We start from the raw sequence: 22821 nt of genomic DNA, 5'->3' as shown, positions 1-22821 counted from the left end.
CCAGGTTGGTAGACAATGACTAAAAAGGTAACGCTGTATTTTGCTGTGTTCGCGGCATTGGTTGCTTTGATTTTTCTGGGGTACGTAAAAGGCACCGAAGAGGCATATCAGATTCGTTATGAGCCAGGTGAAACTTATACCTACCAGTTAGAGTACGTCAGTGAGGCGTCTGGGCATGCATCAGGGTACGCCGACACCGCCAACCTGATTGCGGCACAAGTGAATGTTCATTATGAATTCAAAGGAAAAATGAACATTCATGTGCTGGAAGAGACGGTTTCTGGGTACCAGCTTGAATTTACGTTTGACGCTGAATCGTTCAAAGCCAGCTTGAATGAAGACACCCATTGGGTTTGGCCAAGCGATATTGTGGTCAAAGGCAACTTGAATAGAGCGGGTCAACTGTCAGAATTGCAGTTTCAAGAGCAATACTATTTGGAATATGGGCAAGTTCTGAAAGAGTGGATGAGTCAATTTCAGGTGTCGATGTCTAACCGAGGCAAGGCGCGTTGGCAAACTCAAGAGGAAGACTTTACGTCACTCTATGACGTGTCTTATTCGATTGTTGCACGTTCTATCCCCTCAGTTGACATGATGCTGACGAAGCAATTCATTCCGACAAACCCTCAAGTTCGTATGGATCAAACAACGGACATCACAATCAATCGGTTGTTTGAGCGTATTGAAAAAATAGAAACCCACCGAGAAAGAAGCACATTCTCTGCCAATCGTTTGATGGCGAAAGAAAATATGCAGTTGACTCTGCATTTTGTCTCGAAGTCTGAAACAGGGCTTTCTAACCCCGAGCTTTTAGGGCGCGTGATTGAGGATACGCTGTCTGGGGAGCATCAAAAGCAAGCGTTGAAGCAGCAGATGTATGCAAATACGTTGGCGAATACCGACCCTAATGGTTTTAGTGGTCGGCTGCGTTCCACGCCTTCGATGGGAAACCAGTCGCTGTCTAAATTGTTTTTTGAGCTTCGGGCGTGGGTATCACTCAACCCGAGTGAGTTAAATCAAATAGAAAGTTGGCTGCGTTTATACCAGTCAAATCACCCTTCATTTCAGATGCTGAGTGCATTATTGGTGAACATTGGTACGCCTGAAGCGCAAGACATCTTATTGAGAGTGCTCGACACGTCTTCAGTATCTAAGCAGCAAGCGATTATGCTTAAAATGGCCTTTTTGGCACACCCAACCGAAGCAAGCGTTGCTGCTGTAACAGCCATGGCGGGCTCCCTTTACAAAAGAGAAGACCAAGTTCAAGCAAAGTTGGTGCTAGGCAGTATGGCTAACCACCTTCTGGATGCAGATCAAGAAAGAGGGGATGAAATTTACCAAAAACTGAGTTTGGAATTGGATGCAGCAACGGATGCAAGCCAGATTGCAGACAGTTTAAGTGTGATAGGGAATATTGGTTCCCCTAAGCAAACAGAAAAGGTCAAAGCCTATCTCAGTCACCAAGAAAAATCAGTTAGGCATGCTGCGGTGAACGCCCTTCGGTTCGTCAACACCCCTGAAGCTCAATCCGTATTGCTGGATTCATTGAAAGATGAAGACGAAAGAGTTCGGGAACTGGCATCGTCTGGGTTGGGGTATACCACTTCTCAGAAAGCGTTCATTCGTGTCTATAGGGAAAGACTTTTTGAGGAAACGAACCAGCAAGTGATTAAGCAGCTTATGGATCTCCTTGGTAATATGTCCACCCAATACCCAGAGGCGATTGCTGTCCTTGAGGAATATGTGCCCACCATTGGTATCACTAGTTTAAAAAACTACGGGGAAAGTGTGCTGGAGCAGATAAAAAGCTAGCGTTTCGGCTGACGTTACCCGACTGGAAACGGAAGCGATTGAGCTTCTGTTTTTTTATTGAGGCAAAGGTTCAGTAATGTGATCTGGTGATATGCAACGAAGTGTTGTGTGAGGGGGTGAATTTCTTGATAGGTTACCCAATTACAATGTAGCAAGCTGGTATGCGGTTTTCATATGGTGGAAGTGACTCTAAATAATGGATTTTACTTATACATTTCACTGCTGTAAACCCCAAGTGGTGACTTATCATTCTGTTAATCCCCTACATTTTATGAAGCGAGAGGAATAACAATGAAGACCAAACGTTATCTTTCTGTATTAATTGGCGGTTTATTGTCGGCAAATGCCTTTGCAGCAATGAACATCCAACCGGATCCTACCAATTCTAATGGCTACATCATCTCCCGTGCCGATATTCAAGCGGTTGAAGATTCACTGACAATGGATCCAATGTATGACATCTGGTCTAAAGCATTGGAGACGCGTCCAAATACCATTGTTGAAGCGATTCTTCCGGGGCTAGCAAGCAACCCTGAAAACGTTAAGCGTGTAGAGCGCGTGTTCCCGCAAGAAGAGTGGGATTTCTTAACGCAAATGGCGGCTCCGGAATACACATATACTCGCTTTTTACGCGCGATTGGTAAATTCTCTGCGTTCTGTGGTGAATACACAGACGGTCGAGATTCGGATGCGATTTGTAAGAAATCCATCGTAACGGCATTTGCACACTTTGCTCAAGAAACAGGTGGTCACATTAAAATCCAAAATGTTTCCGATAACCCTCTTGGTTTAGAAGAGTGGCGACAAGCGCTATTTTACGTTAGAGAGGTGGGCTGGAAAGAAGGTCAAGAAGGTTACACAACGGGTTGTGGACAAAATGATTGGCAAAATGCACGTTGGCCATGTGAAGTGGGGCAAGGATATTTTGGTCGTGGTGCTAAACAACTTTCTTACCACTTTAACTATGGCGCATTCTCCGAGGTGATGTTTGACGGTGATGCGACAGTATTGCTGAAAAACCCAGCTCTAGTAGCCGATTCATGGTTAAACCTTGCTTCTGCGATTTGGTTCTTCCTAACGCCACAGGCTCCTAAGCCTGCAATGCTTCATGTTATCGACCGTACATGGAAGCCGTCGCAACGCGAGATCGATGCTGGCATCGGTTACGGTTTTGGTACAACCATCAACGTTATCAACGGCGGTATTGAGTGTGGCGAACACAATAAAAACAAAGGTCAGCCAGTTAACCGTATCAGCTATTGGGAAGGTTTAGCTGCACACTATCAAATTCCAATTGAAGCCGACGAAAAGAGCACCTGTTACCAGCAAACCCCGTTTGGTAGCTTGAATCTGACGGGCGCGACAGACGTGTTGTATACCAACTGGGATGGCAACTGGGTACACTACAAAGACCGTCCAGGTGGTTTTTCATTTGAATGTAAACTCGTTCCTTACCAAACAGCTTACTCAGCACTTGTACCGGGCGACTACGAAAAGTGCGTAACGAATCTCTATGGTTCGCATGCGATGTGGCCTCAAATTCGAGTAACAGATAAGCCGATTCCTGTCGAACCAGGAGCGGAGGCTGAGCCTTCTGTTGATGGTGTGGCTGGTTGGGATGCCACTAAGGTATACAATGTCGGCGACAAAGCGGCACGTAATGGTGTGGTGTACCAAGCGAAAAACTGGACACGAGGTCAGGATCCTGAGCTAGGCGGTTCTTGGGTAATGTTTGACGGAACAGCAACATCGTCAACATCGTCTCCGGTCAATCAAGATGGGTTTATTCAGTGGGAAGACGGTGTAAGTCAGGTTGCGAATGGCGACAAAGTGACGCACGCGGGCAAATGCTTTATTGCGCAAAATTCCCCGAGGGAGTGGGAAACACCAAAGGAATCTGGCTATTTCTGGGACGAGATTCCTTGTAAGTAATCGCATTGAAATCGTGTTAAGCCTCAGCGGTTGCTGAGGCTTTTTTATCTCAGAAGATCATAGCGGTGATTGAGAACTGTTAATGTCTCTTTACAGCTTGAATACTTTGAATTTCATTTTATGAACAATTTTCACTTGCCTTTCATCGCCTCTGCTGCACAATACCGCCCTTAAGTTACAAAGCCAATCATCCATGTAAACGACGTTCCTTATGCTGTTAATCATCGATAATTACGACTCTTTTACCTATAACCTTTATCAGTACTTCTGTGAGTTAGGGGCTGATGTAAAAGTGGTGCGTAATGATGAAATCACATTGGATGAAATCGAGTGGCTAGCACCATCGCATTTGGTTATCTCCCCCGGTCCTTGTACGCCAAACGAAGCTGGTATTTCTTTGAGTGCAATCGAGCATTTTGCAGGCAAGTTACCTATTTTAGGCGTGTGTCTTGGACATCAAGCTATCGCCCAAGCTTTTGGTGGCAATGTGGTTCGAGCTAAAAGGGTGATGCATGGCAAAACGTCGTCCATTCAGCATGCTAATATGGGGTTGTTTGAGCAGTTGAATTTGCCACTCACCGTGACACGTTATCACTCGCTCGTGGTGGAAACGGAAAGCCTACCCGACTGCTTTGACATTACAGCGTGGACACAGTCTTTGGATGGGGAGTTTGATGAAATTATGGGCTTTCAACATAAGACATTGCCGATTGAAGGGGTTCAATTTCACCCCGAATCCATCAAAACGGAACAAGGTCACGAGTTACTCGCGAACTTTTTGCGCCGCTAAACCCTGCTTAGGGTCACTTTTCCGAACATTTGTCTGATTTATTTTTCTATCCGCAGTCAATGCAAAACTATTCGCCATACGATTCTCTTATTTGTCTAACCCTACTATCTATATATGGTTAACCTCAGCTTATTTTGCCCATAAGTATAAATTGCTTCATAAAAGCGGTTCGCTTGTGCATAAATAATCATGCGAGAGGTATGGTGGCGTGTTACTTACTCAGTAAAAAGAACAAATCACTATTGAAATAGTTAAATTAATGTAAATACAATGTTTGAGCAGTAGAAAATACCACAAGGTATTTGAGCCTACTAATGCGGATTACATTGGGATCGAAATGGAGTATGTGATGACAATGGAAAATAAAGTAGAACGCAGTTGGTTTAACGACGTAATGGTACCTTGTTATAACCCGATGGATATTATCCCAGTTCGAGGAGAGGGGGCCAGAGTATGGGACCAAGCTGGCAAAGAATACATCGACTTTGCTGGTGGTATTGCTGTGAGCTGCTTAGGGCATTGTCATCCGGCTATGGTTTCGGCATTAACAGAGCAAGCGAACAAAATTTGGCACCTCAGCAATGTGATGACCAACGAGCCAGCCCTTCGTCTTGCGAAAAAGCTCACCGAGGTCAGTTTTGCAGAGAAAGTGTTCTTTGCAAACTCCGGCGCGGAAGCGAACGAGGCTGCATTGAAATTAGCGCGTCGCTGGGCAGTGGATACGCATGGTGAAGACAAATCGGAAATCATCGCATTCAAACAGGGTTTCCACGGCCGCACCTTTTTCACCGTCACGGTGGGGGGACAAGCCGCCTATTCTGATGGGTTCGGTCCGAAACCGGGAGGTATTACTCACCTGCCTTATAACGACGTAGAAGCGCTGGAAGCGCACATTTCAGAGCGTACCTGCGCCATTATGATGGAACCATTGCAAGGCGAGGGCGGGATCATTTCGCCAACCCCTGAATTTGTGCAAGCGGTTCGCACACTATGTGATAAGCACAGCGTATTGCTTATTTTCGATGAAGTGCAGACGGGAAATGGACGCACAGGGGATTTTTACGCCTACCAAGGTCTTGGCATTACACCAGACATTCTGAGCACGGCAAAATCACTGGGTGGCGGCTTCCCTATTGGTGCCATGCTCACAACGACAGAATTGTCTAATCACATGAAAGTCGGTACTCACGGTTCCACCTACGGTGGTAATCCGCTGGCTTGTGCCGTGGCAGAAGCGGTGGTGGACGTGGTCAGTCAGCCAGACGTTTTAGCAGGGGTAAAAGAACGTGAAGCACTCTTCCGTGAAGGTTTGACTAGAATTAACAATAAGTACCCGATTTTCTCTGAAGTTCGTGGTAAAGGATTGTTGCTTGGTGCAGCGCTGAGCGAAGAGTGGCAAGGTCGCGCTCGTGATGTGCTAGTCGCAGCAGGGCATGAAGGGCTGATGGTTCTGGTTGCCGGTGCCAATGTCGTTCGATTTACACCATCTTTAGTGATTTCAAAAGAAGACATCGAAGAAGGATTAGCACGACTGGAAAAAGCCATCGCGAGCTTAGTTTAGGTTAGGTCGCTCGATTCGAGTAAAGGTCGGGTGTTCATCGCCCGACCTTTTCACTTCGAACGGGGTCTGACCATAGCATCTGGAGGGAGTTGTGATGCTTGTAGTTCGTCCGATTACAAAACAAGATTATGAGGCACTGCATACGTGTGCCGTCGAATCAGGACATGGATTTACTTCTCTTCCTGTGAATGAAGAATTACTGACTAATCGAATAGCCCACTCTGTATACAGCTTTGATAAATCTGATGTTAAGGAACCCGGAGATGAAGGGTACTTAATGGTTGGGATGGATAGCGAAACCGGAGAAGTAGCAGGGACAACGGGTATTGAAGCCTCGATTGGTTGGGATGTACCGTTTTATACCTATCACATCAGTAAAGTGGTGCACTCATCCCCCAAACTTGGTGTGAATAACGTGGTGAAATTGCTGACGTTTGGCAATAACTACACGGGTTGCAGCGAGATTTGCACCTTATTTTTGCGTCCTCAGTACCGTAAAGGGCTGAATGGGCGTCTGATGTCTAAGTGCCGTTTTCTTATGATGGCGGAGCACCCCCATCGGTTTTCTAAAACCGTCTTTGCCGAAATGCGCGGAGTATCGGATGAGGACGGTAACTCACCATTTTGGAAATGGCTGCAAGAGCACTTTTTCTCCATCGAATTTACCATGGCGGATTATCTTACAGGGATAGGTAAGAAAGGCTTTATTGCCGACCTTATGCCTAAGCTACCAATCTACATCAATTTGCTGTCGCCAGAAGCGCAAGCCGTCATTGGTAAAGTGCATGACAACACTCGCCCAGCGCTGCGTTTATTGGAGCAAGAAGGATTCTCATGTCGTGGTTATGTCGACATCTTTGACGCTGGTCCATCGGTAGAGTGTGACTTACGCAATATCGAATCGGTGCGTCGATCGTTTCGAGCCAAAGTGAGTGTTCAAGCGCATTCCAGTGCTCAACAATATCTGATGTGTAATTCATCATTTGAGAATTTTAGAGCCGTGGCAGGCACAGCAGCATACGACAAAGCGTCGGACACCGTTTTATTGGCGGAAAGTATTGCCAATGCATTGGAAGTCAAAGACGGCGAATACGTGCGTTTGCTCGCACAGTAACGTGAACATGAAATAAGGAAAAGCAGTATGAGCACGCACTGGATAAATGGATCTTGGGTAGACGGTTTAGGTGAAGAATTGACGTCAACCAGCCCTTATAATGGTGAAACGATTTGGCAAGGCAAAGGCGCAACGAAAGAGCAGGTTGAATCGGCAGTCAGTGCCGCTCGCGCCGCCTTTCTACAGTGGAAGAAACGACCTTTTGTTGAGCGCGAAGCTGTCGTGCTGAAATTCGCTGAGTTGGTAAAAGAAAACAGCGAAGACATCGCCACCATCATCGCGAAAGAAACGGGTAAACCGATTTGGGAAACACGCACAGAAGCGGGCGCTATGGCTGGAAAAATTGCCATTTCCATTCGCGCTTATCACGAGCGTACGGGCGAAGCGCAAAGAGAAGCCGCGGGCAATCAATTTGTCCTTCGACATCGTCCTCTGGGTGTGATGGCGGTGTTTGGTCCTTACAACTTCCCTGGTCATTTACCTAATGGACATATCGTGCCCGCCTTGTTGTCTGGGAACACGGTGGTTTTCAAACCGTCTGAGCAAACCCCTTGGACGGGTGAATTTGCGATGAAACTTTGGCAAAAGGCAGGTTTGCCTGATGGCGTCATTAACTTGGTACAAGGTGCGAAAGAGACGGGGATCGCACTAGCCAATTCCAAGCACATCGATGGCGTATTATTTACTGGTAGCGCGAATACGGGTCATGTACTTCATCGTCAGTTTGCAGGTCAGCCCGATAAAATGCTGGCTTTGGAAATGGGGGGGAATAACCCTATGGTGATCGCCGAGCAATTCGGAGATATTGATGCGACGGTCTACACCATCATTCAGTCGGCGTTTATCAGTGGGGGGCAACGCTGCACCTGTGCACGTCGCTTGTACGTACCAGTCGGCGAACGCGGCGATCAATTGGTTGATAAGCTGGTGTCTGCAACGGCGAACATCCGAGTTGATGAACCTTTTGCTGATCCCGCTCCCTTTATGGGACCACAAATCTCGGTTCCCGCAGCGGAAGGCATTTTAAGTGCACAGTCTCACCTGCAAAGCCTCGGTGGCATCAGCTTGATAGAAGCGGAATCGAAAGGTGAAGCGTTTGTTACACCGGGCATCATCGATGTCACCCCAATTGTTGATCTGCCAGATGAAGAATACTTCGGCCCGCTCTTACAAGTGGTCCGTTACGAAGGTCTAGAGTCGGCGGTTGAGATGGCGAACGATACTCGATTTGGCTTATCCGCTGGCTTGGTTTCTACCATGGACAGCGATTGGGACTACTTTGTTGAACACATTCGCGCAGGGATTGTCAATCGGAACTGTCAGCTTACAGGTGCAAGCGGTGACGCGCCATTCGGCGGACCGGGTGCTTCTGGCAACCTTCGACCAAGCGCTTACTACGCAGCAGATTACTGTGCTTATCCGATGGCTTCAATGGAAGGGAAAGAAACCGTATTGCCCGCCACTTTAAGTCCAGGTGTCGAGCTGTAAAAGACCAAGAAAATGCATTGGGGCTATCGATACGGTAGCCCTAAACGAACTTGACGCCTGTGTGAAGAGGGAAATTCATTGAAACTCTGTCACAGATCTTAAGCTCCTACTCGTCTCAGTAGACTTCACAAGGAGGCGCTATTATGTCGCCAGATAATTTGTTTGCTTCACTTTGGAACGATTACATTACCCGCCTGTGCCCTTCTGCTCACAAGGTTCATGATTTGCTGCAAGAAGATGAAGCACTCATCAATGATCATATTGCGCTAAGAACGTTTGGTGTGGCGCCATTGGGTATTGCAACCTTAGCCAAACCTTTTTTGGAATTAGGGTACAGGGAGGCGGGCGACTATGTATTTGAATCCAAAAAGCTGGTGGCAAAGCATTTTGAACATCCAGATCCTAAACAGCCCAAAGTATTTATTAGTGAACTGGAAGTCGGCAAATGTTCTCCCAAGTTACAAGATATTGTTGCGAGATTGGTGGAGCAAGTGGATGAAACTCAACTAGAGAGCAGCGTATTTCTGCATGGCGGTCGGTTGTGGGACATCCATCATACCGACTATCGAGAGTTGGCGTTAGAAAGTGAATATGCCGCATGGTTAGCCGCGCACGGCTATGGTGCTAACCACTTTACCGTTAGCGTGAACCAGCTAAATCAATTTAAAGACGTCATTGATGTGAACCGTCATCTTAGAGATTCAGGCTTTACCATTAATGAATTTGGTGGCGAAGTGAAAGGATCCCCCGACGTATTGTTAGAGCAATCTTCCACTATGGCGGATAAAGTTCCCGTAGATTTCGTAGAAGGTGCGGAAGTCGTTCCGGGAGGCTTTTATGAATTCGCTAAACGCTATCCGATGGAAAATGGACTCCTCTACCCTGGTTTTGTTGCCGCTTCTGCTGATAAGATTTTTGAAAGTACAGACCGCTAAACATTCATTGAACAACCTAGGATTATTAAGGCATCGGCAACGTTTTCGATGCCTTTTGGGGAGACAAAGTTGTGTCTTACAGATATCTCTTATCACGCCTTAAATACCTCTTGCTCTTGTCGGTGTTTTTCTATACTATTTGCCATCCTTAAAACTCGGTCATTTTTCTTTAGTTCCTTGCTTCCTCTGGACGACCGAGCCACTCGTGGAAGCTAATAATCCGTAAGGAGCAACCAAATGCGTCATTACGAAATCGTATTCATGGTTCACCCTGATCAAAGCGAGCAAACTGCTGGCATGATCGAGCGTTACACTAGTTCTATCACTGAAGCTGGCGGTACTATCCACCGTCTAGAAGACTGGGGTCGTCGTCAAATGGCTTACCCAATCAACAAGCTTCATAAAGCTCACTACGTTCTTATGAACGTTGAAGCTGGTCAAGAAGTGATTGACGAGCTAGAAACTGCTTTCCGTTTTAACGATGCAGTTCTACGTAACATGATCATGCGCACTAAAGGTGCTGTGACTGAACAATCTATTATGCTTAAGCAAAAAGAAGAGCGTGCAGAGCGTGCTCCTCGTCGTGAAGAGCGTACAGAAGTTCAACCAGAAGCAGCTGCTGAGTAATTCATTGTATGACCTATCGAACGGAGCCCAGTGGCACTGTCGCGAAAGCACCGATTCGAAGCCATAGCCTTGTAGGCGCCACCCATTAGGGCATCGTTTTACAGTGCGAAAAGCGGATTACCCCAGACAAGTGTATTGTCGTATAGCGGTCATCATTCGTGGGCAAAGGTCGTAAGAGTTAATTCAAGTACTCGTAATAGGCAGTCACATTAAGATAAGCAGTTTATTGCTTATCAGGCCACCTGAAATGGTCATGGTCAATTAGTGTTACATGCTGAAAATATCACATATATTTTAGATCAGGAGATAGCCCATGGCTCGTTTCTTCCGTCGTCGTAAATTCTGCCGTTTCACTGCAGAAGGCGTACAAGAGATTGATTACAAAGACGTAGCAACTCTTAAAAACTACATCACTGAAGCTGGTAAAATCGTACCTAGCCGTATCACTGGCACAAGCGCTAAGTATCAGCGTCAGCTAGCTCGCGCTATCAAGCGTGCTCGCTACCTAGCACTACTGCCGTACACTGACAAGCATCAGTAATCGGCACCGTTTATTTAGAAAGAGGATTAAACAATGCAAGTTATTCTACTTGATAAAATCGGTAACCTAGGTGGTCTTGGCGATCAAGTAAATGTTAAATCTGGTTACGCTCGTAACTTCCTTATCCCTCAAGGTAAGGCGGTAATGGCCACTAATTCTAACGTTGAAATGTTCGAAACTCGTCGTGCTGAACTGGAAGCTAAAGTGGTTGAGCAACTACAAGCTGCTGAAGCTCGTGCTGAGAAAGTTAACGCTCTTGAAGCCGTTGTTGTTGCTTCTAAAGCGGGTGACGAAGGTAAACTGTTCGGTTCTATCGGTACTCGCGACATCGCTGACGCTATCACAGCGGCAGGTGTTGAAGTAGCTAAGAGCGAAGTTCGCCTACCTGAAGGTGCTCTACGTAACACTGGTGAGTTCGAAATTAGTGTACAACTTCACTCTGAAGTGTTCGCTAAGATCACCCTACAAGTTGTTGCTGCTGAGTAATTCAGTACCAAGCGATTTGAGAAAAGCTGGCTTATTGCCAGCTTTTTTTATGTTTACAAATGGTGCAGTAATCAAGTTTCGGTATGCGTCAAAACTTGACCAACAGGTTAGCCGACACCATGGTATCTGTGTTGCTTAAATCATTGGGGACGCGATCGAGATACTGTCGGGAATGAGAAAGCTTGAGCGCAATATCTTCAGTAATGGCGTTGGTTATACTGATTTCATTATCGAAGCGTGTGTTGGATTTTCCGCTCACGACCAATAAATCAGCGCTGAGCGATAATACTGGCAACACTTTCCAGTCACCAGTAAAGTGCCCTCGAAAGATAAACTCATCTACGTTGTCTGGGAAAATTAAGTCATTGTCATCCAGCTCATCTAGATTGGGCTTTTGATGTCGATAACCCGGACCTAACTCTAGTGAAAGCTTTAAATCATCCGTGTAGGTGAATTGATAACCGAGCCCACCCGACCACGTGTAATCTTTAAAATACGCGCTGTACTTTGAGTCAATGCCTTTGAAGTTGGCGTATAGGTAAGTACGGGGGGCTAGTTTGTAGTCACTTTGGACTTGGTAGGTAGATTGTTTCTTACCTTCTTTGCTGTTTTTGTTCAGCTTATAAAACTTCCATTCACCGGAATGTCGATGCCGTCCTTGAATGTAAACCCCCTCTAAGCGGCTATTCAGCGATTCGCTGTTGGAATTGCCCCTGTGTGCTTGGTAGCCAAATTCCACTTCTGTTTTCAAGGGAGATGAAGACGACGCATCCGTGTCGGTTTTTTCCTCTGCATGAAGACTGACATGGACGACTGCCAGACTAAGCACAAGCAAATGTTTCGACACTCAATACCTCTCTCGTATTCTAACCTTAATCAAGCATACTCCTAGGTTCCGCGACGTTATGGCGTATGACAGAGGAGATTGTATTGACCCCCTCTAAACCGTCGGTCAGGGCAGTGTTAATTTCGTTGAATCCTCAAATTCTTCACGGTGCTATGTATCTTGAAGTAGCACCTAATTAGAACTTAGTTATAATAAACGATCACGATAAGCTGTTGAGAGCACTCATGCCAGATACCCGAGATAATCGCAATAAGAAACCAATAGATAGCCAAGTCGATGCCATCAAAGTACCGCCGCATTCGTTAGAAGCTGAGCAATCTGTTATCGGTGGGTTACTGTTGGACAACGAGCGTTGGGATTCGGTCTCTGAAAGGGTGGTGGCGAAGGACTTTTACAGCCGACCACATAGGATGATTTTTGAAGGGGTAAGAGCCCTTTTAGAAGAAAGTAAACCGCTGGACCTCATTACCTTATCGGAATACTTAGAACAACGTGAAACCCTCGACGACGTGGGTGGGTTTGCTTATCTTGCTGATCTCGCGAAAAACACCCCAAGTGCGGCCAATATCAATGCTTATGCTGACATCGTCGCGGAACGTGCACTGGTTCGTAACCTCATCGGTGTTGCTAACGAAATTGCTGATGCCGGTTATGATCCGCAAGGGCGCAGTTCCGAAGATCTTCTTGATTTAGCAGAAAGTAAAGTTTTTGCGATTGCAGAAGACAGAACCAATGAGAATGAAGGTCCTCAGAATGTTGATAACATCCTAGAAAAGACGCTGGAACGCATCGAAATTCTGTATAAAACGCCACAAAATGGTGTGACGGGTGTGGACACTGGCTTTAGCGACCTCAACAAGAAAACGGCGGGTTTGCAAGGTTCGGATTTGATCATTGTTGCGGCACGTCCATCAATGGGTAAAACAACCTTTGCGATGAACTTGTGTGAAAACGCCGCCATGGTATCGGATAAACCTGTGCTTATTTTCTCATTGGAGATGCCATCGGAACAAATCATGATGCGTATGTTGGCATCACTTTCTCGCGTAGATCAAACGAAAATCCGTACAGGTCAGCTTGATGATGAAGATTGGGCGCGCATCTCTTCTTCCATGGGTAAGCTCATGGAGAAAAAGAACATTTACATCGACGACAGCTCTGCTCTTACGCCTACGGAAGTGCGTTCACGTGCCCGTCGGATTGCTCGTGAGCATGGTGGTTTGTCACTTATCATGGTCGATTACCTCCAACTGATGCGTGTGCCAGCACTGTCCGACAACCGTACATTGGAAATCGCAGAAATTTCGCGTTCTTTAAAAGCGTTGGCGAAGGAGCTGAATGTCCCCGTTGTCGCTCTGTCGCAGCTTAACCGTTCTTTGGAGCAGCGAGCGGATAAACGCCCAGTGAACTCGGACCTTCGTGAATCCGGCTCCATTGAGCAGGATGCCGACTTGATCATGTTTATTTATCGTGATGAAGTGTATAACCCAGACAGCACACTAAAAGGTATCGCTGAGATCATCTTAGGTAAACAGCGTAATGGTCCTATCGGTTCAGTGCGGCTGACGTTCCAAGGTCAATTCTCCCGTTTCGATAACTACGCAGGCCCTGCGTTTGATGATGAGTAACGTTATTCTATGAGCTATATGAAAGCGGCGTCTGCATGCATTGACCTTTCTGCATTAAAGCACAACCTCAAAATGGTGAAGCAGCATGCACCGACAAGTTATGTCATGTCGGTTGTCAAAGCCAATGCTTATGGCCACGGCTTACTGAAAATCGCGCAAGCAGCCGTTGATGCCGACGCTTTTGGTGTGGCAAGAATAGAAGAAGCGTTGCAGTTGCGTGCCGGGGGGATTGTGACCCCCATCTTGTTGCTTGAAGGTTTTTATTCCTCACGTGATTTACCTATTTTGGTGACCAATAACATTCAAACGGTGGTGCATTGCGAAGAGCAACTGGAAGCGTTAGAGCAAGCCACGTTAGAAACCCCAGTTAAGGTATGGTTAAAGATAGACACAGGAATGCACCGCTTAGGTGTTCGCCCTGAAGTGTATTCTGACTATGTTGAACGCTTGAAGGCGTGCGACAATGTGGCAAAGCCGCTGCGTTACATCAGCCATTTTGGGTGTGCGGATGAATTAGATAATCCGGTAACTCAAGAACAAATCGACAGCTTTTTATTGCTGACGGAAGGCTGTAAGGGAGAAAGAACCTTGGCGGCCTCTTCAGGGCTATTGGCTTGGAAAGACAGCCACCTTGATTGGGTGCGTCCAGGTATCATCATGTATGGCGTATCACCGTTTGCAGACAAAAGCGCGATTGAATTGGGCTTTAAGCCTGTGATGACGCTTAAATCGCATCTGATTGCAGTTCGCGATCTCAAAAAGGGCGAACCCGTTGGCTATGGCGCCATTTGGCACAGTACGCGCGACACCAAAATTGGTGTGATAGCGATTGGTTATGGTGATGGGTACCCCAGAACCGCGCCTACAGGCACGCCCGTCATGGTCAATGGTCGACGAGTCTCGGTGGTTGGTCGAGTTTCAATGGACATGCTGACCGTCGATTTAGGATCGGATTGCCAAGATAAGGTCGGTGATGAAGTCATTTTGTGGGGACAAGACCTGCCTTCAGAAGAAGTCGCGCAACACATTGGCACCATCGCCTACGAACTGGTGACAAAACTGACGCCACGTGTCGCCATGGAATACATTGACTGAGTTATGACAAAGCGTCTGATATTTTCAAGCCTACTTGTTTCTTCCTTTTGCGCGTCAGGTGTCGCTTCTGCCTACGAATGGCTTCCACCTTGGATGCCAGACACCGCCGCCGTCCCTTTTGCCTTTTCATCCAGCTCATTGGGAAACACCATTGGGGTAGCCGGTTTATTGAAAGGTCTTGGGCAGCCGCAAGCCGGGTTGATTGGTGCAGGGCTGATCTCCGATAAAGGCAGTAACGTGACTTTTATTGGGTACAACAATTTTCAAGTGGATAAGGCATGGTTACTAGGGTTTGATGCTTATAACGCCAGTTACTCTGACTACATTTATCATTTAGGGCATGCGGGCGATAACGATTCACTTCTCAGTCAGAAAACCGTCACGGATGCCCAAGAAGCGCAATACCATTTCACGATGCGATACATCATTCCTTGGGGGGCTGCGACCTTCAAAGGGGCAAGAGCGGCGTATGAACCCAAAAGGCGCATTCAAGGAGCGTCTCCTGCTACCAGTGGGATTTCGACCATTAAGATTGAACCGTTTTTATCCAAACGCAGTTTAAGTCGATCGAATGAGGCGTCACCCAATTCGACTTGGGGGGTGAACCTTGGGTTTGAATGGGACAATCGAAATGATGTGCGCAACCCAAGCTTAGGGGCGAAGCTGAAATTGAACATTGCTCACGCACCGGATTCAGGGAATGACAACACGTGGACCAAAGTTGAAATTGAACAAAGCCACTACATTAGCCTAGGGAAAGTAGACGATCTATTGTCCCACCAAGTTTTAGCGTTTGACATGTATGTTGCCGATACTCCGACATGGAATCGCTGTGCTTCAGGAATCTGTGAAAGACCACCGGAATACGCTGGGGTATCTTTGGGGGGCTTGTATCATCTTCGTGGGTATTCGGCGAATCGTTATCATGGCAGAAGTGCGGTGCATTACAGCTTAGAATATCGAGTCATGCCAGAATGGCAGCCCTTACAGAGTTGGCCCATTTTAAATTGGTATGAAGTGCCATGGTGGCAGTGGGTGGCGTTTGTTGATGCGGGCAGAGTGGCTGATGAATTTAGCATTCAAGAGTTGCATAGGGACATGAAATACAATTTAGGCGGCGGAATTCGCTTTCAAGTTGAAGGCATTGTGGTTCGAACAGAAATGGCGTTTGGCGATGAAGAAAACATATTTCGCGTGATGATCAATCAGCCATTTTAGTTATCCCGAGCTCAAGTTAGCTAGCAGCGTTGAGTAAGCCGTATGGGTTATGGGTAAGAATTTGATGAAGAGGTGCCTATATGCGCCTCTTTTTCATTTTAAAATAATGGGTAGTTATTCACGTAGTCCTTGCAGAGTGGCGACAATTTTTCGAGCGCCACCGTGATCACGATGCTCCCCTAAATACACACCTTGCCAAGTACCTAATGCCAATTTTCCATTACTAATAGGAATGCTCACACTTGCTCCCAAAGTGGATGCCTTGATATGCGCAGGCATATCATCATCACCTTCGTATGTGTGTAAATAATAGGGCGCTCGTTCAGGTACAGAGTGATTAAAGTGTTGTTCCATATCTTTTCGAACGGTTGGATCTGCATTTTCATTCAACGTTAAGCTTGCGGACGTATGTTGAATAAAAAGATGTAAAAGACCTATCGAATACAGATCAATTTGTGGTAAATGTTGTTCAATTTCATCAGTTATGAGGTGAAAGCCTCGGCGTTTGGCGGTGAGAAAAAAGGTAGTTTGATGCCACATTAGGTTATGCCTTGTTGTTTTTAATCACTAATTGTTATAAACAATCGCATTAATAGTTGATTCCAATTAGGTACAATTGAGTTTACGTGATAAACCTCAATGTCAGCGATAATGGGTTACGCCATAATCCGGAATCTGAAAATTTATTACGTTGCTTTGTGTCGGTAGGATATACCAAGCACAAACGTACGATTCTTTATTTCGCTTAATCTGGAACTCACTCAGCATCATATTCATTAATCTCGCTGAAGAGAACATAATCGAACGAACATTGGACAATTACCATGTTAAAAAATATTGACCCTACCAAGACCCAAGCTTGGAATGCATTAACCGCGCACTTCGAATCGGCACAAGACATGGATCTGAAAGCTTTGTTTGCTGACGATGCTCAACGTTTCGATAAATTATCTACACGTTTCGGATCGGATATTCTTGTCGATTACTCAAAGAACCTCATTAACGAGGAAACGCTTAAGCACCTGTTTGCTTTAGCGGAAGAAACAGAATTAAAAGCCGCCATTGACGCCATGTTCAGTGGTGAAGCGATAAATCAGACGGAAGATCGCGCCGTTCTTCACACGGCACTTCGTAATCGCAGTCACAAGCCCGTTTTCGTGGAGGGTGAAGATGTCATGCCTGCGGTTAACGCTGTGCTTGAAAAAATGCAGTCATTCACCAATCGTGTCATCGATGGCGAGTGGAAAGGTTTCACAGGAAAAGCGATTACCGACATCGTCAACATTGGTATCGGTGGTTCAGATTTAGGTCCCTACATGGTGACCGAAGCCCTCACACCATACAAAAACCACCTGAACGTGCATTTTGTCTCAAACGTCGATGGTACGCACATCGTAGAAACGCTGAAGAAAGTCAACCCAGAGACAACGCTGTTTCTGATCGCGTCTAAAACGTTTACGACGCAAGAAACCATGACGAACGCCCATACTGCCCGCGATTGGTTCCTCAAGGTGGCTGGCGAAGACGCGCATGTCGCGAAACACTTTGCTGCTCTTTCCACGAATGCTACGGCTGTCTCCGAATTTGGCATCGATACAAACAACATGTTCGAATTCTGGGATTGGGTTGGTGGACGTTACTCGCTTTGGTCTGCCATTGGCTTGTCGATTGCGCTGGCGGTAGGCTACGACAACTTTGTTGAGCTACTGGAAGGCGCACACGAGATGGACAACCATTTCGCAAGCACCGATCTAGAACACAATATCCCCGTGATCCTTGCGCTGATAGGCGTTTGGTACAACAACTTCCATGGTGCAGAATCGGAAGCAATTTTGCCTTACGATCAATACATGCATCGCTTTGCCGCGTATTTCCAGCAAGGCAATATGGAATCCAATGGTAAATACGTTGATCGCAACGGCAATGCAGTCACTTATCAAACCGGCCCCGTGATTTGGGGTGAACCGGGCACAAACGGTCAGCATGCGTTTTATCAACTTATTCACCAAGGTACAAAACTGATTCCATGTGATTTTATTGCACCCGCACTAAGTCATAATCCAACAAGCGACCACCATCAGAAACTGATGTCCAATTTCTTTGCACAAACCGAAGCTTTAGCGTTTGGGAAATCGGAAGAAGCGGTAAAAGCGGAATTCGCGAACGCAGGTAAGAATGAAGAAGAAGTAGCGGCTCTCGTGCCGTTCAAAGTATTCGAAGGTAACCGCCCAACGAACTCGATCTTGGTTAAGCAAATCACGCCCCGAACACTGGGCAACCTGATTGCGATGTACGAACACAAAATCTTTGCGCAAGGCGTTATTTGGAATATCTTCAGTTTCGATCAGTGGGGGGTAGAACTTGGTAAGCAGTTAGCGAATCAGATTTTGCCTGAACTGTCCGATCAATCTAAAGTTAGCTCTCACGATAGCTCAACCAACGGTTTGATTAACGCATTCAAAGCCTACAAAGCCTAAGCGTTTCAAAAAAGCAGTACGTGAATTAGACACTAAAAAGGTCAGCAATTGCTGACCTTTTTTCATTCTAACTGAAAACAAAAAAGCTGTCGCATTGGCAACAGCTTTTCCCTTATTCAGCTCTGTCTTCTTATTCGAAGCAGATTTCGATAAATGCATTACCCCACTCAGAGGTAAATGGCATGATGATGATCGCGCCTTCGCATTTGTGACGAATGGTGTGGCCTTTACCCGACACAACGATGGGGGTCGCCATATCGAAATCAAACCCGCTTTCTGAAAGAATGCGTTTTGCACCGCCTGTAACCATGTTAGTGATTTCACCCACCATATCGGTCACTTCTTCGTTCAGACCATTCGGACGTTCGCCTAGCATATTTTGCATGATTTCCAATGCCAGAGACTCGTCAAAAGTAATCGACATTGAACCTCGGCTTTGGTCTCCGACCATACCAATCAAACCAGACACATCACCACGAGCAATTTCATCTTTCTTTACTCGAGGTTTCTGAGGCTTTAGCTCCAGTGAAGCCATAGTTTTCAGTACATTCATCAATGAAGCTAAAAACGGGTTTACAAATTCAGCGCGCATAACGTTCTATCTTTTATTTGTCCGTAAAGTCTGAAAAACAACTTTTGCAAGTACCGTGAGTTTCAATAACGTGATTGGTTATTTGAAACCCCTGTTTTCCACTGTTTTTTGCCAACAAGGCGATAAGTTGGTCATCCTGATGTTCAGCTACATTCCCACACTTATCACAAATAAGAAGGTGAGAGAAATGTTTGTGAGCACCAAAAGAGCAACACGAGATAAAGCTATTCGTGGACTCAACTCGATGGATAAAACCTTGCTCCAATAAGAAATCCAACGCTCTGTAAACCGTTGGTGGTTTTGCCTGAGGTTCACTTTCTTTTAATCTATCCAACAAATCATACGCGCTAGAAGCACTTTTACTTGCAAAGATTAACTCGAACACTCGTTTCCGCTGCGGCGTAAGCCTGACACCACGGCTTTGGCAGATGCCTTCAATTTGTTCTAACAACGACAACTCCAATTGGCTCATCCATTTTGGTGCACATTATTAATAATATACCACTTATCTAGCGAGTTAGGCAGTAAACGGTGTTTTTTTTAACCCTATGCAAAAGAAGTGAACCAATCAAGCAATGAATAGATTGTGAAAAACATTTTGTGATTATAAATCACTTCCTACACTAGGAATTGTGCACACTGCAACAATGTGTCACATATTTAGAATGCATGCGGTAAATGCATTAAATGCGTTTCTACCAGATTTTTGATAAAAACCGCAACAACTTTATGGACAAGCGTTAAACAAGGTGTGATTTGGCGTTAATTATGGGGTAAATCTGAATTCGTCATCATGGTGCCTCTATATCTATGAAAACCCCAAAGCCATTTCGTCAACATGACCAGCAAGCGTTGAAGTACTCGGGCGCTTTGCCACTTTCTCCCACATGAAATACGGCATCAGAGCGGGTGCCAAACTCATCAACAACTACATGACCTCGATGTGGCTTAGTGACCATGTTCGACATAATCAACCGATGGGCACCTGACCACGAAAACCCGACCAACGTTTACGCCGATACCGCTGTGGCAAGAATGGGGGGGGGTAATTTCCTGTTTATTAATTCTCACAATTAGCAAAGGAAAACAAAATGAAAAAGCTCATTAAAGAGAAATTGAATATCGACATTGACCAGCCATCCACAAAAAAGGGTTTAGCATTACTTGGCGCGGGAGCGGCTTTGGTATCTGGTCACCCTGAACTCATCACCGCGAGCTTATCGGCAGTATTATTGGCGCAAGTGCTCCAATAGTATTTGGTCTTTGGGAAACCTTGCGCAATGAGTTCAAGTAATGGCCTAGTATCAAACACTAATAGTCGCTGTTGCCAGTGCCTTGTCTAGTGGGGTAGGTGTCGGAATTATACTCAAAACAGACGTTAAGTGGCTGCGGATCACTCTAGTTAAATTAGAAGAACGAATATATCGTTTAGAGTGCTTGTCTAGAAATCATCAATAATATCAGTAGGAAAAATAACAAAGTGATTATGCAATGAACACCACTACATATAGTGGTGTTCATTGCTTTTGAGTTCCACATAAAGTGTCATTAATTTTATCTTCTTTAATTTCAATAAGTTATGTTTATTGTATGCACCTCTCAATATTGATGCTAAATCTTCACAAATAATATTTTATCAGCTAAATTAATATTGATTTGATGCACGGACGCTGTACAATTCGCAGCCGATAATTAGACGTTAAGCTGGATGGTTAGGAAATAATATGTTGACTTTAGTTAGTACGGAAAATGACACTGTTATAAAAGAAACTAGAGCGGACTTGTCAAAAAGTCGTTCAAATGTTGTTTCTATCAAGTCAAGAACTCGAACTAAAGAAAAATCCCAGCAAAATGTGTTACGAGCTGCAAAAAAACTAAAGTGGTAATTTAGATATATGTGTAATCTCATATATCCTGTGTGCATATAAAACACATAGAATAAATGAGAGCATAATGTCAAAAGAAAACACTGCACCCACCTTAGTACAAAGTAAAACACCAGAAAATACCACCAAACATATTCAGAATAGACGCTCTCAAGAGCTTGTCATTGGTCTATGCGGAGCTGTTGGTTCTGGTGTTAAAGGCCTCAAAGATACCCTCACAACCGCTTTGAAAGCATCTGGCTATGATATTCATCATGTTCGTATTAGTTCTCACATCAGTCGTATTGCTGGAGGAGGCTTATCTAGTCTTGAAGGGTATGAGAGATATGAAAAACTTCAAGATGCAGGGGACAGCTTAAGAAAACAGTACAAGACTACCTTTTTAGCTGAAGTGGCGATAAATGACATTACCGTAACTAGAGACAAGTTATTTGGTTCGGCTTCTGAAGCGGATCAGGGTGATGTTGTTAAGACTGAAAAGAAAGTTGCTTATTTGATTGATCAACTAAAGCACCCCGACGAAATAAGTCTATTGAGAACTGTTTACCCAAACAATTTCTATCAAGTGGCTTTGATTCGCACAGAGAAAGAGCGCAAAGTTAACCTTAGTGAAGAGCAGATTAGTGCTGGTAATATAGATGCTTTGATTAGACGGGACCGTAAGGCAAGTGATGACCATGGTCAACAAGTAGAAAAAGCACTATATAGCGCAGATTACTTTATTCGAAATGAAGCTAATCAAGGAAAGCAACTTAAAAGCTCTGTTACCAGATTCGTTAATCTGATTCACGGACAGATCGGTATCACTCCAACTCACGACGAAGTTGGGCTGTTCTCTGCATATTCAGAAGCACTAAAATCAGCTTGTTTATCAAGACAAGTAGGTGCTGCCATCATGGATGAGAACGGTAGAGTCATTGCAACTGGGTGTAATGATGTACCTAAGTACAAAGGTGGTTTGTATGATGCCCATTCTGCAGACAAAGACTTTCGATGCACTCATCAGAAGAGATGTTCTAACGACAAACACAAAGGTATCCTTGAGGGTGAAATAGAAAATGTTCTCAAACTGAATAAACTGCCCGCTCAAAAAGCTAAAGAACTAGCGTCGCTTATAATTAACGAGACGAAAGCTAAATCAATTATTGAGTATTCTAGAGCTATCCATGCTGAGATGGATGCGATCACTAGCCTAGCAAGAACGGCATCCTCCTCCACGCAAGATAAAACCCTTTATTGTACGACATACCCTTGCCATAATTGTGCTAGACATATTGTTGCGGCTGGAATAAAACGTGTGGTTTACATTGAGCCATATGAGAAGAGCTTAGCCATGCAGCTTCATGGTGATGCAATTACTGATAGCAATGAATCTAACAAGGTATCCTTTGAGGCGTTTGAAGGCGTGGCTCCAAATAGGTATGAATCTTTCTTTAAGTTTAACAACAAGCGTAAAGATAAGACGGGTAGAGCAATTGAGTTCGATATTATTGAGTGTCACCATGTGGATGCTCAATACCTAGATAGCTATCATGATTATGAATATCGGATTGCAGATATTGTTGATAAAAAACTTAATCCCCAGCCTGCATAGTCTTTCGAAGTAGGAAAGGGGGTCCCTTTCCTAAACCTACCTTTTGTGTAGAGAACTAGGGTTTAATTGGGTGTACTAATTCAGACCTGATCTGACAGTTACCCACTTTTCGACTCGGTGCCTGTCAGATTATATCTGGGCTAGATTCTTTTCTGCCCAGATTGATTTCCCATCCTCTAATGTCTCTATTGGCGTTCG

Annotated in this window: 19 protein-coding genes and 2 pseudogenes; 17 read left to right on the top strand and 4 right to left on the bottom strand. The window is 45.2% G+C overall.

From position 1 onward, the window contains the following. Window positions 1–15 precede the first annotated feature (15 nt). From HC752_RS15780 to rplI, 11 genes and pseudogenes are all read left to right on the top strand, one after another. Window positions 16–1812: a HEAT repeat domain-containing protein gene (locus HC752_RS15780; RefSeq protein ID WP_190336130.1), complete on the top strand. Its 1797-nt coding sequence runs from the start codon at window positions 16–18 to the stop codon at window positions 1810–1812. A 291-nt stretch (window positions 1813–2103) separates the two neighbouring features. Beyond that, window positions 2104–3744: a chitinase gene (locus tag HC752_RS15775; RefSeq protein ID WP_190336129.1), complete on the top strand. Its 1641-nt coding sequence runs from the start codon at window positions 2104–2106 to the stop codon at window positions 3742–3744. Between the two features lie 211 nt (window positions 3745–3955). Then, window positions 3956–4534, top strand: coding sequence for an aminodeoxychorismate/anthranilate synthase component II (locus HC752_RS15770; protein ID WP_190336128.1), 579 nt, complete (start codon window positions 3956–3958; stop codon window positions 4532–4534). A 349-nt stretch (window positions 4535–4883) separates the two neighbouring features. Then, window positions 4884–6095 carry an aspartate aminotransferase family protein gene (locus HC752_RS15765; protein ID WP_190336127.1) on the top strand — a complete coding sequence of 404 codons (1212 nt, stop codon included), beginning with the start codon at window positions 4884–4886 and terminating at the stop codon, window positions 6093–6095. Between the two features lie 94 nt (window positions 6096–6189). Then, a complete protein-coding gene (astA, locus tag HC752_RS15760; RefSeq protein ID WP_190336126.1) occupies window positions 6190–7209 on the top strand; it encodes an arginine N-succinyltransferase in 1020 nt (339 codons plus the stop codon). A gap of 27 nt (window positions 7210–7236) precedes the next feature. Next, complete coding sequence (gene astD, locus HC752_RS15755; protein ID WP_190336125.1) at window positions 7237–8697, top strand: succinylglutamate-semialdehyde dehydrogenase; 1461 nt, start codon at window positions 7237–7239, stop codon at window positions 8695–8697. 143 nt (window positions 8698–8840) lie between these two features. Continuing rightward, window positions 8841–9632 (top strand): DUF1338 domain-containing protein, encoded by a 792-nt coding sequence (locus HC752_RS15750; RefSeq protein ID WP_190336124.1) that lies wholly within the window; start codon window positions 8841–8843, stop codon window positions 9630–9632. A gap of 237 nt (window positions 9633–9869) precedes the next feature. Further along, the gene (rpsF, locus tag HC752_RS15745; RefSeq protein WP_190336123.1) at window positions 9870–10259 is read left to right on the top strand and encodes a 30S ribosomal protein S6; all 390 of its coding nucleotides are present in this window, start codon (window positions 9870–9872) and stop codon (window positions 10257–10259) included. A gap of 8 nt (window positions 10260–10267) precedes the next feature. Then, window positions 10268–10505 (top strand): annotated as a pseudogene (locus tag HC752_RS15740) (primosomal replication protein N). Window positions 10506–10572: 67 nt separating this feature from the next. Further along, a complete protein-coding gene (rpsR, locus tag HC752_RS15735; RefSeq protein ID WP_000090471.1) occupies window positions 10573–10800 on the top strand; it encodes a 30S ribosomal protein S18 in 228 nt (75 codons plus the stop codon). 33 nt (window positions 10801–10833) lie between these two features. Then, a complete protein-coding gene (gene rplI / locus HC752_RS15730) occupies window positions 10834–11286 on the top strand; it encodes a 50S ribosomal protein L9 (RefSeq protein ID WP_190336122.1) in 453 nt (150 codons plus the stop codon). 88 nt (window positions 11287–11374) lie between these two features. Here rplI and HC752_RS15725 read toward each other — a convergent pair whose 3' ends face one another. Further along, entirely contained in the window at window positions 11375–12133 is a 759-nt protein-coding gene (locus HC752_RS15725; protein ID WP_190336121.1) for a DUF481 domain-containing protein, read from the bottom strand. Between the two features lie 224 nt (window positions 12134–12357). Here HC752_RS15725 and HC752_RS15720 point away from each other — a divergent pair, with 224 nt between their 5' ends. From HC752_RS15720 to HC752_RS15710, 3 genes are read left to right on the top strand one after another with little or no spacing between them, the layout of a single operon-like run. Continuing rightward, complete coding sequence (locus HC752_RS15720; RefSeq protein WP_190336120.1) at window positions 12358–13761, top strand: replicative DNA helicase; 1404 nt, start codon at window positions 12358–12360, stop codon at window positions 13759–13761. A gap of 18 nt (window positions 13762–13779) precedes the next feature. Beyond that, window positions 13780–14856, top strand: coding sequence for an alanine racemase (gene alr / locus HC752_RS15715; RefSeq protein ID WP_190336247.1), 1077 nt, complete (start codon window positions 13780–13782; stop codon window positions 14854–14856). A 3-nt stretch (window positions 14857–14859) separates the two neighbouring features. Then, the gene (locus tag HC752_RS15710; RefSeq protein ID WP_238930534.1) at window positions 14860–16074 is read left to right on the top strand and encodes a BamA/TamA family outer membrane protein; all 1215 of its coding nucleotides are present in this window, start codon (window positions 14860–14862) and stop codon (window positions 16072–16074) included. A 114-nt stretch (window positions 16075–16188) separates the two neighbouring features. Here the strand turns inward: HC752_RS15710 and HC752_RS15705 are convergent, their stop codons facing one another. Further along, window positions 16189–16614, bottom strand: a complete 426-nt coding sequence (locus tag HC752_RS15705) for a secondary thiamine-phosphate synthase enzyme YjbQ (protein ID WP_190336119.1) — start codon at window positions 16612–16614, stop codon at window positions 16189–16191. 284 nt (window positions 16615–16898) lie between these two features. Here HC752_RS15705 and pgi point away from each other — a divergent pair, with 284 nt between their 5' ends. Next, the gene (gene pgi / locus HC752_RS15700; protein ID WP_190336118.1) at window positions 16899–18551 is read left to right on the top strand and encodes a glucose-6-phosphate isomerase; all 1653 of its coding nucleotides are present in this window, start codon (window positions 16899–16901) and stop codon (window positions 18549–18551) included. A gap of 130 nt (window positions 18552–18681) precedes the next feature. On the opposite strand, the gene HC752_RS15695 is transcribed toward pgi, so the two are convergent. Next, a complete protein-coding gene (locus HC752_RS15695; RefSeq protein WP_102523156.1) occupies window positions 18682–19143 on the bottom strand; it encodes a chemotaxis protein CheX in 462 nt (153 codons plus the stop codon). Between the two features lie 13 nt (window positions 19144–19156). After that, complete coding sequence (zur, locus tag HC752_RS15690) at window positions 19157–19615, bottom strand: zinc uptake transcriptional repressor Zur (protein WP_190336117.1); 459 nt, start codon at window positions 19613–19615, stop codon at window positions 19157–19159. Window positions 19616–20234: 619 nt separating this feature from the next. Between zur and HC752_RS15685 the strand changes: the two are divergent. Beyond that, window positions 20235–20437: pseudogene (locus tag HC752_RS15685) on the top strand (hypothetical protein). A 659-nt stretch (window positions 20438–21096) separates the two neighbouring features. Further along, the gene (locus HC752_RS15680) at window positions 21097–22623 is read left to right on the top strand and encodes an anti-phage dCTP deaminase (protein WP_190336116.1); all 1527 of its coding nucleotides are present in this window, start codon (window positions 21097–21099) and stop codon (window positions 22621–22623) included. Window positions 22624–22821: the final 198 nt, after the last annotated feature.

Source organism: Vibrio sp. S9_S30 (assembly GCF_014694455.1).
Lineage (GTDB): Bacteria > Pseudomonadota > Gammaproteobacteria > Enterobacterales > Vibrionaceae > Vibrio.
This window is presented reverse-complemented; position numbering and strand designations above follow the sequence as displayed.

Excerpts from the sequence above, each read along its gene's own strand:
- rpsR (WP_000090471.1), top strand. The coding sequence starts at position 10,573 with ATGGCTCGTTTCTTCCGTCGTCGTAAATTCTGCCGTTTCACTGCAGAA.
- HC752_RS15765 (WP_190336127.1), top strand. The coding sequence starts at position 4,884 with ATGACAATGGAAAATAAAGTAGAACGCAGTTGGTTTAACGACGTAATG.
- HC752_RS15750 (WP_190336124.1), top strand. The coding sequence starts at position 8,841 with ATGTCGCCAGATAATTTGTTTGCTTCACTTTGGAACGATTACATTACC.
- alr (WP_190336247.1), top strand. The coding sequence starts at position 13,780 with ATGAAAGCGGCGTCTGCATGCATTGACCTTTCTGCATTAAAGCACAAC.
- HC752_RS15720 (WP_190336120.1), top strand. The coding sequence starts at position 12,358 with ATGCCAGATACCCGAGATAATCGCAATAAGAAACCAATAGATAGCCAA.
- astD (WP_190336125.1), top strand. The coding sequence starts at position 7,237 with ATGAGCACGCACTGGATAAATGGATCTTGGGTAGACGGTTTAGGTGAA.
- rpsF (WP_190336123.1), top strand. The coding sequence starts at position 9,870 with ATGCGTCATTACGAAATCGTATTCATGGTTCACCCTGATCAAAGCGAG.
- HC752_RS15770 (WP_190336128.1), top strand. The coding sequence starts at position 3,956 with ATGCTGTTAATCATCGATAATTACGACTCTTTTACCTATAACCTTTAT.
- astA (WP_190336126.1), top strand. The coding sequence starts at position 6,190 with ATGCTTGTAGTTCGTCCGATTACAAAACAAGATTATGAGGCACTGCAT.
- zur (WP_190336117.1), bottom strand. The coding sequence starts at position 19,615 with ATGAGCCAATTGGAGTTGTCGTTGTTAGAACAAATTGAAGGCATCTGC.
- rplI (WP_190336122.1), top strand. The coding sequence starts at position 10,834 with ATGCAAGTTATTCTACTTGATAAAATCGGTAACCTAGGTGGTCTTGGC.
- HC752_RS15680 (WP_190336116.1), top strand. The coding sequence starts at position 21,097 with ATGTCAAAAGAAAACACTGCACCCACCTTAGTACAAAGTAAAACACCA.
- HC752_RS15695 (WP_102523156.1), bottom strand. The coding sequence starts at position 19,143 with ATGCGCGCTGAATTTGTAAACCCGTTTTTAGCTTCATTGATGAATGTA.
- HC752_RS15775 (WP_190336129.1), top strand. The coding sequence starts at position 2,104 with ATGAAGACCAAACGTTATCTTTCTGTATTAATTGGCGGTTTATTGTCG.
- HC752_RS15705 (WP_190336119.1), bottom strand. The coding sequence starts at position 16,614 with ATGTGGCATCAAACTACCTTTTTTCTCACCGCCAAACGCCGAGGCTTT.
- HC752_RS15710 (WP_238930534.1), top strand. The coding sequence starts at position 14,860 with ATGACAAAGCGTCTGATATTTTCAAGCCTACTTGTTTCTTCCTTTTGC.
- pgi (WP_190336118.1), top strand. The coding sequence starts at position 16,899 with ATGTTAAAAAATATTGACCCTACCAAGACCCAAGCTTGGAATGCATTA.
- HC752_RS15780 (WP_190336130.1), top strand. The coding sequence starts at position 16 with ATGACTAAAAAGGTAACGCTGTATTTTGCTGTGTTCGCGGCATTGGTT.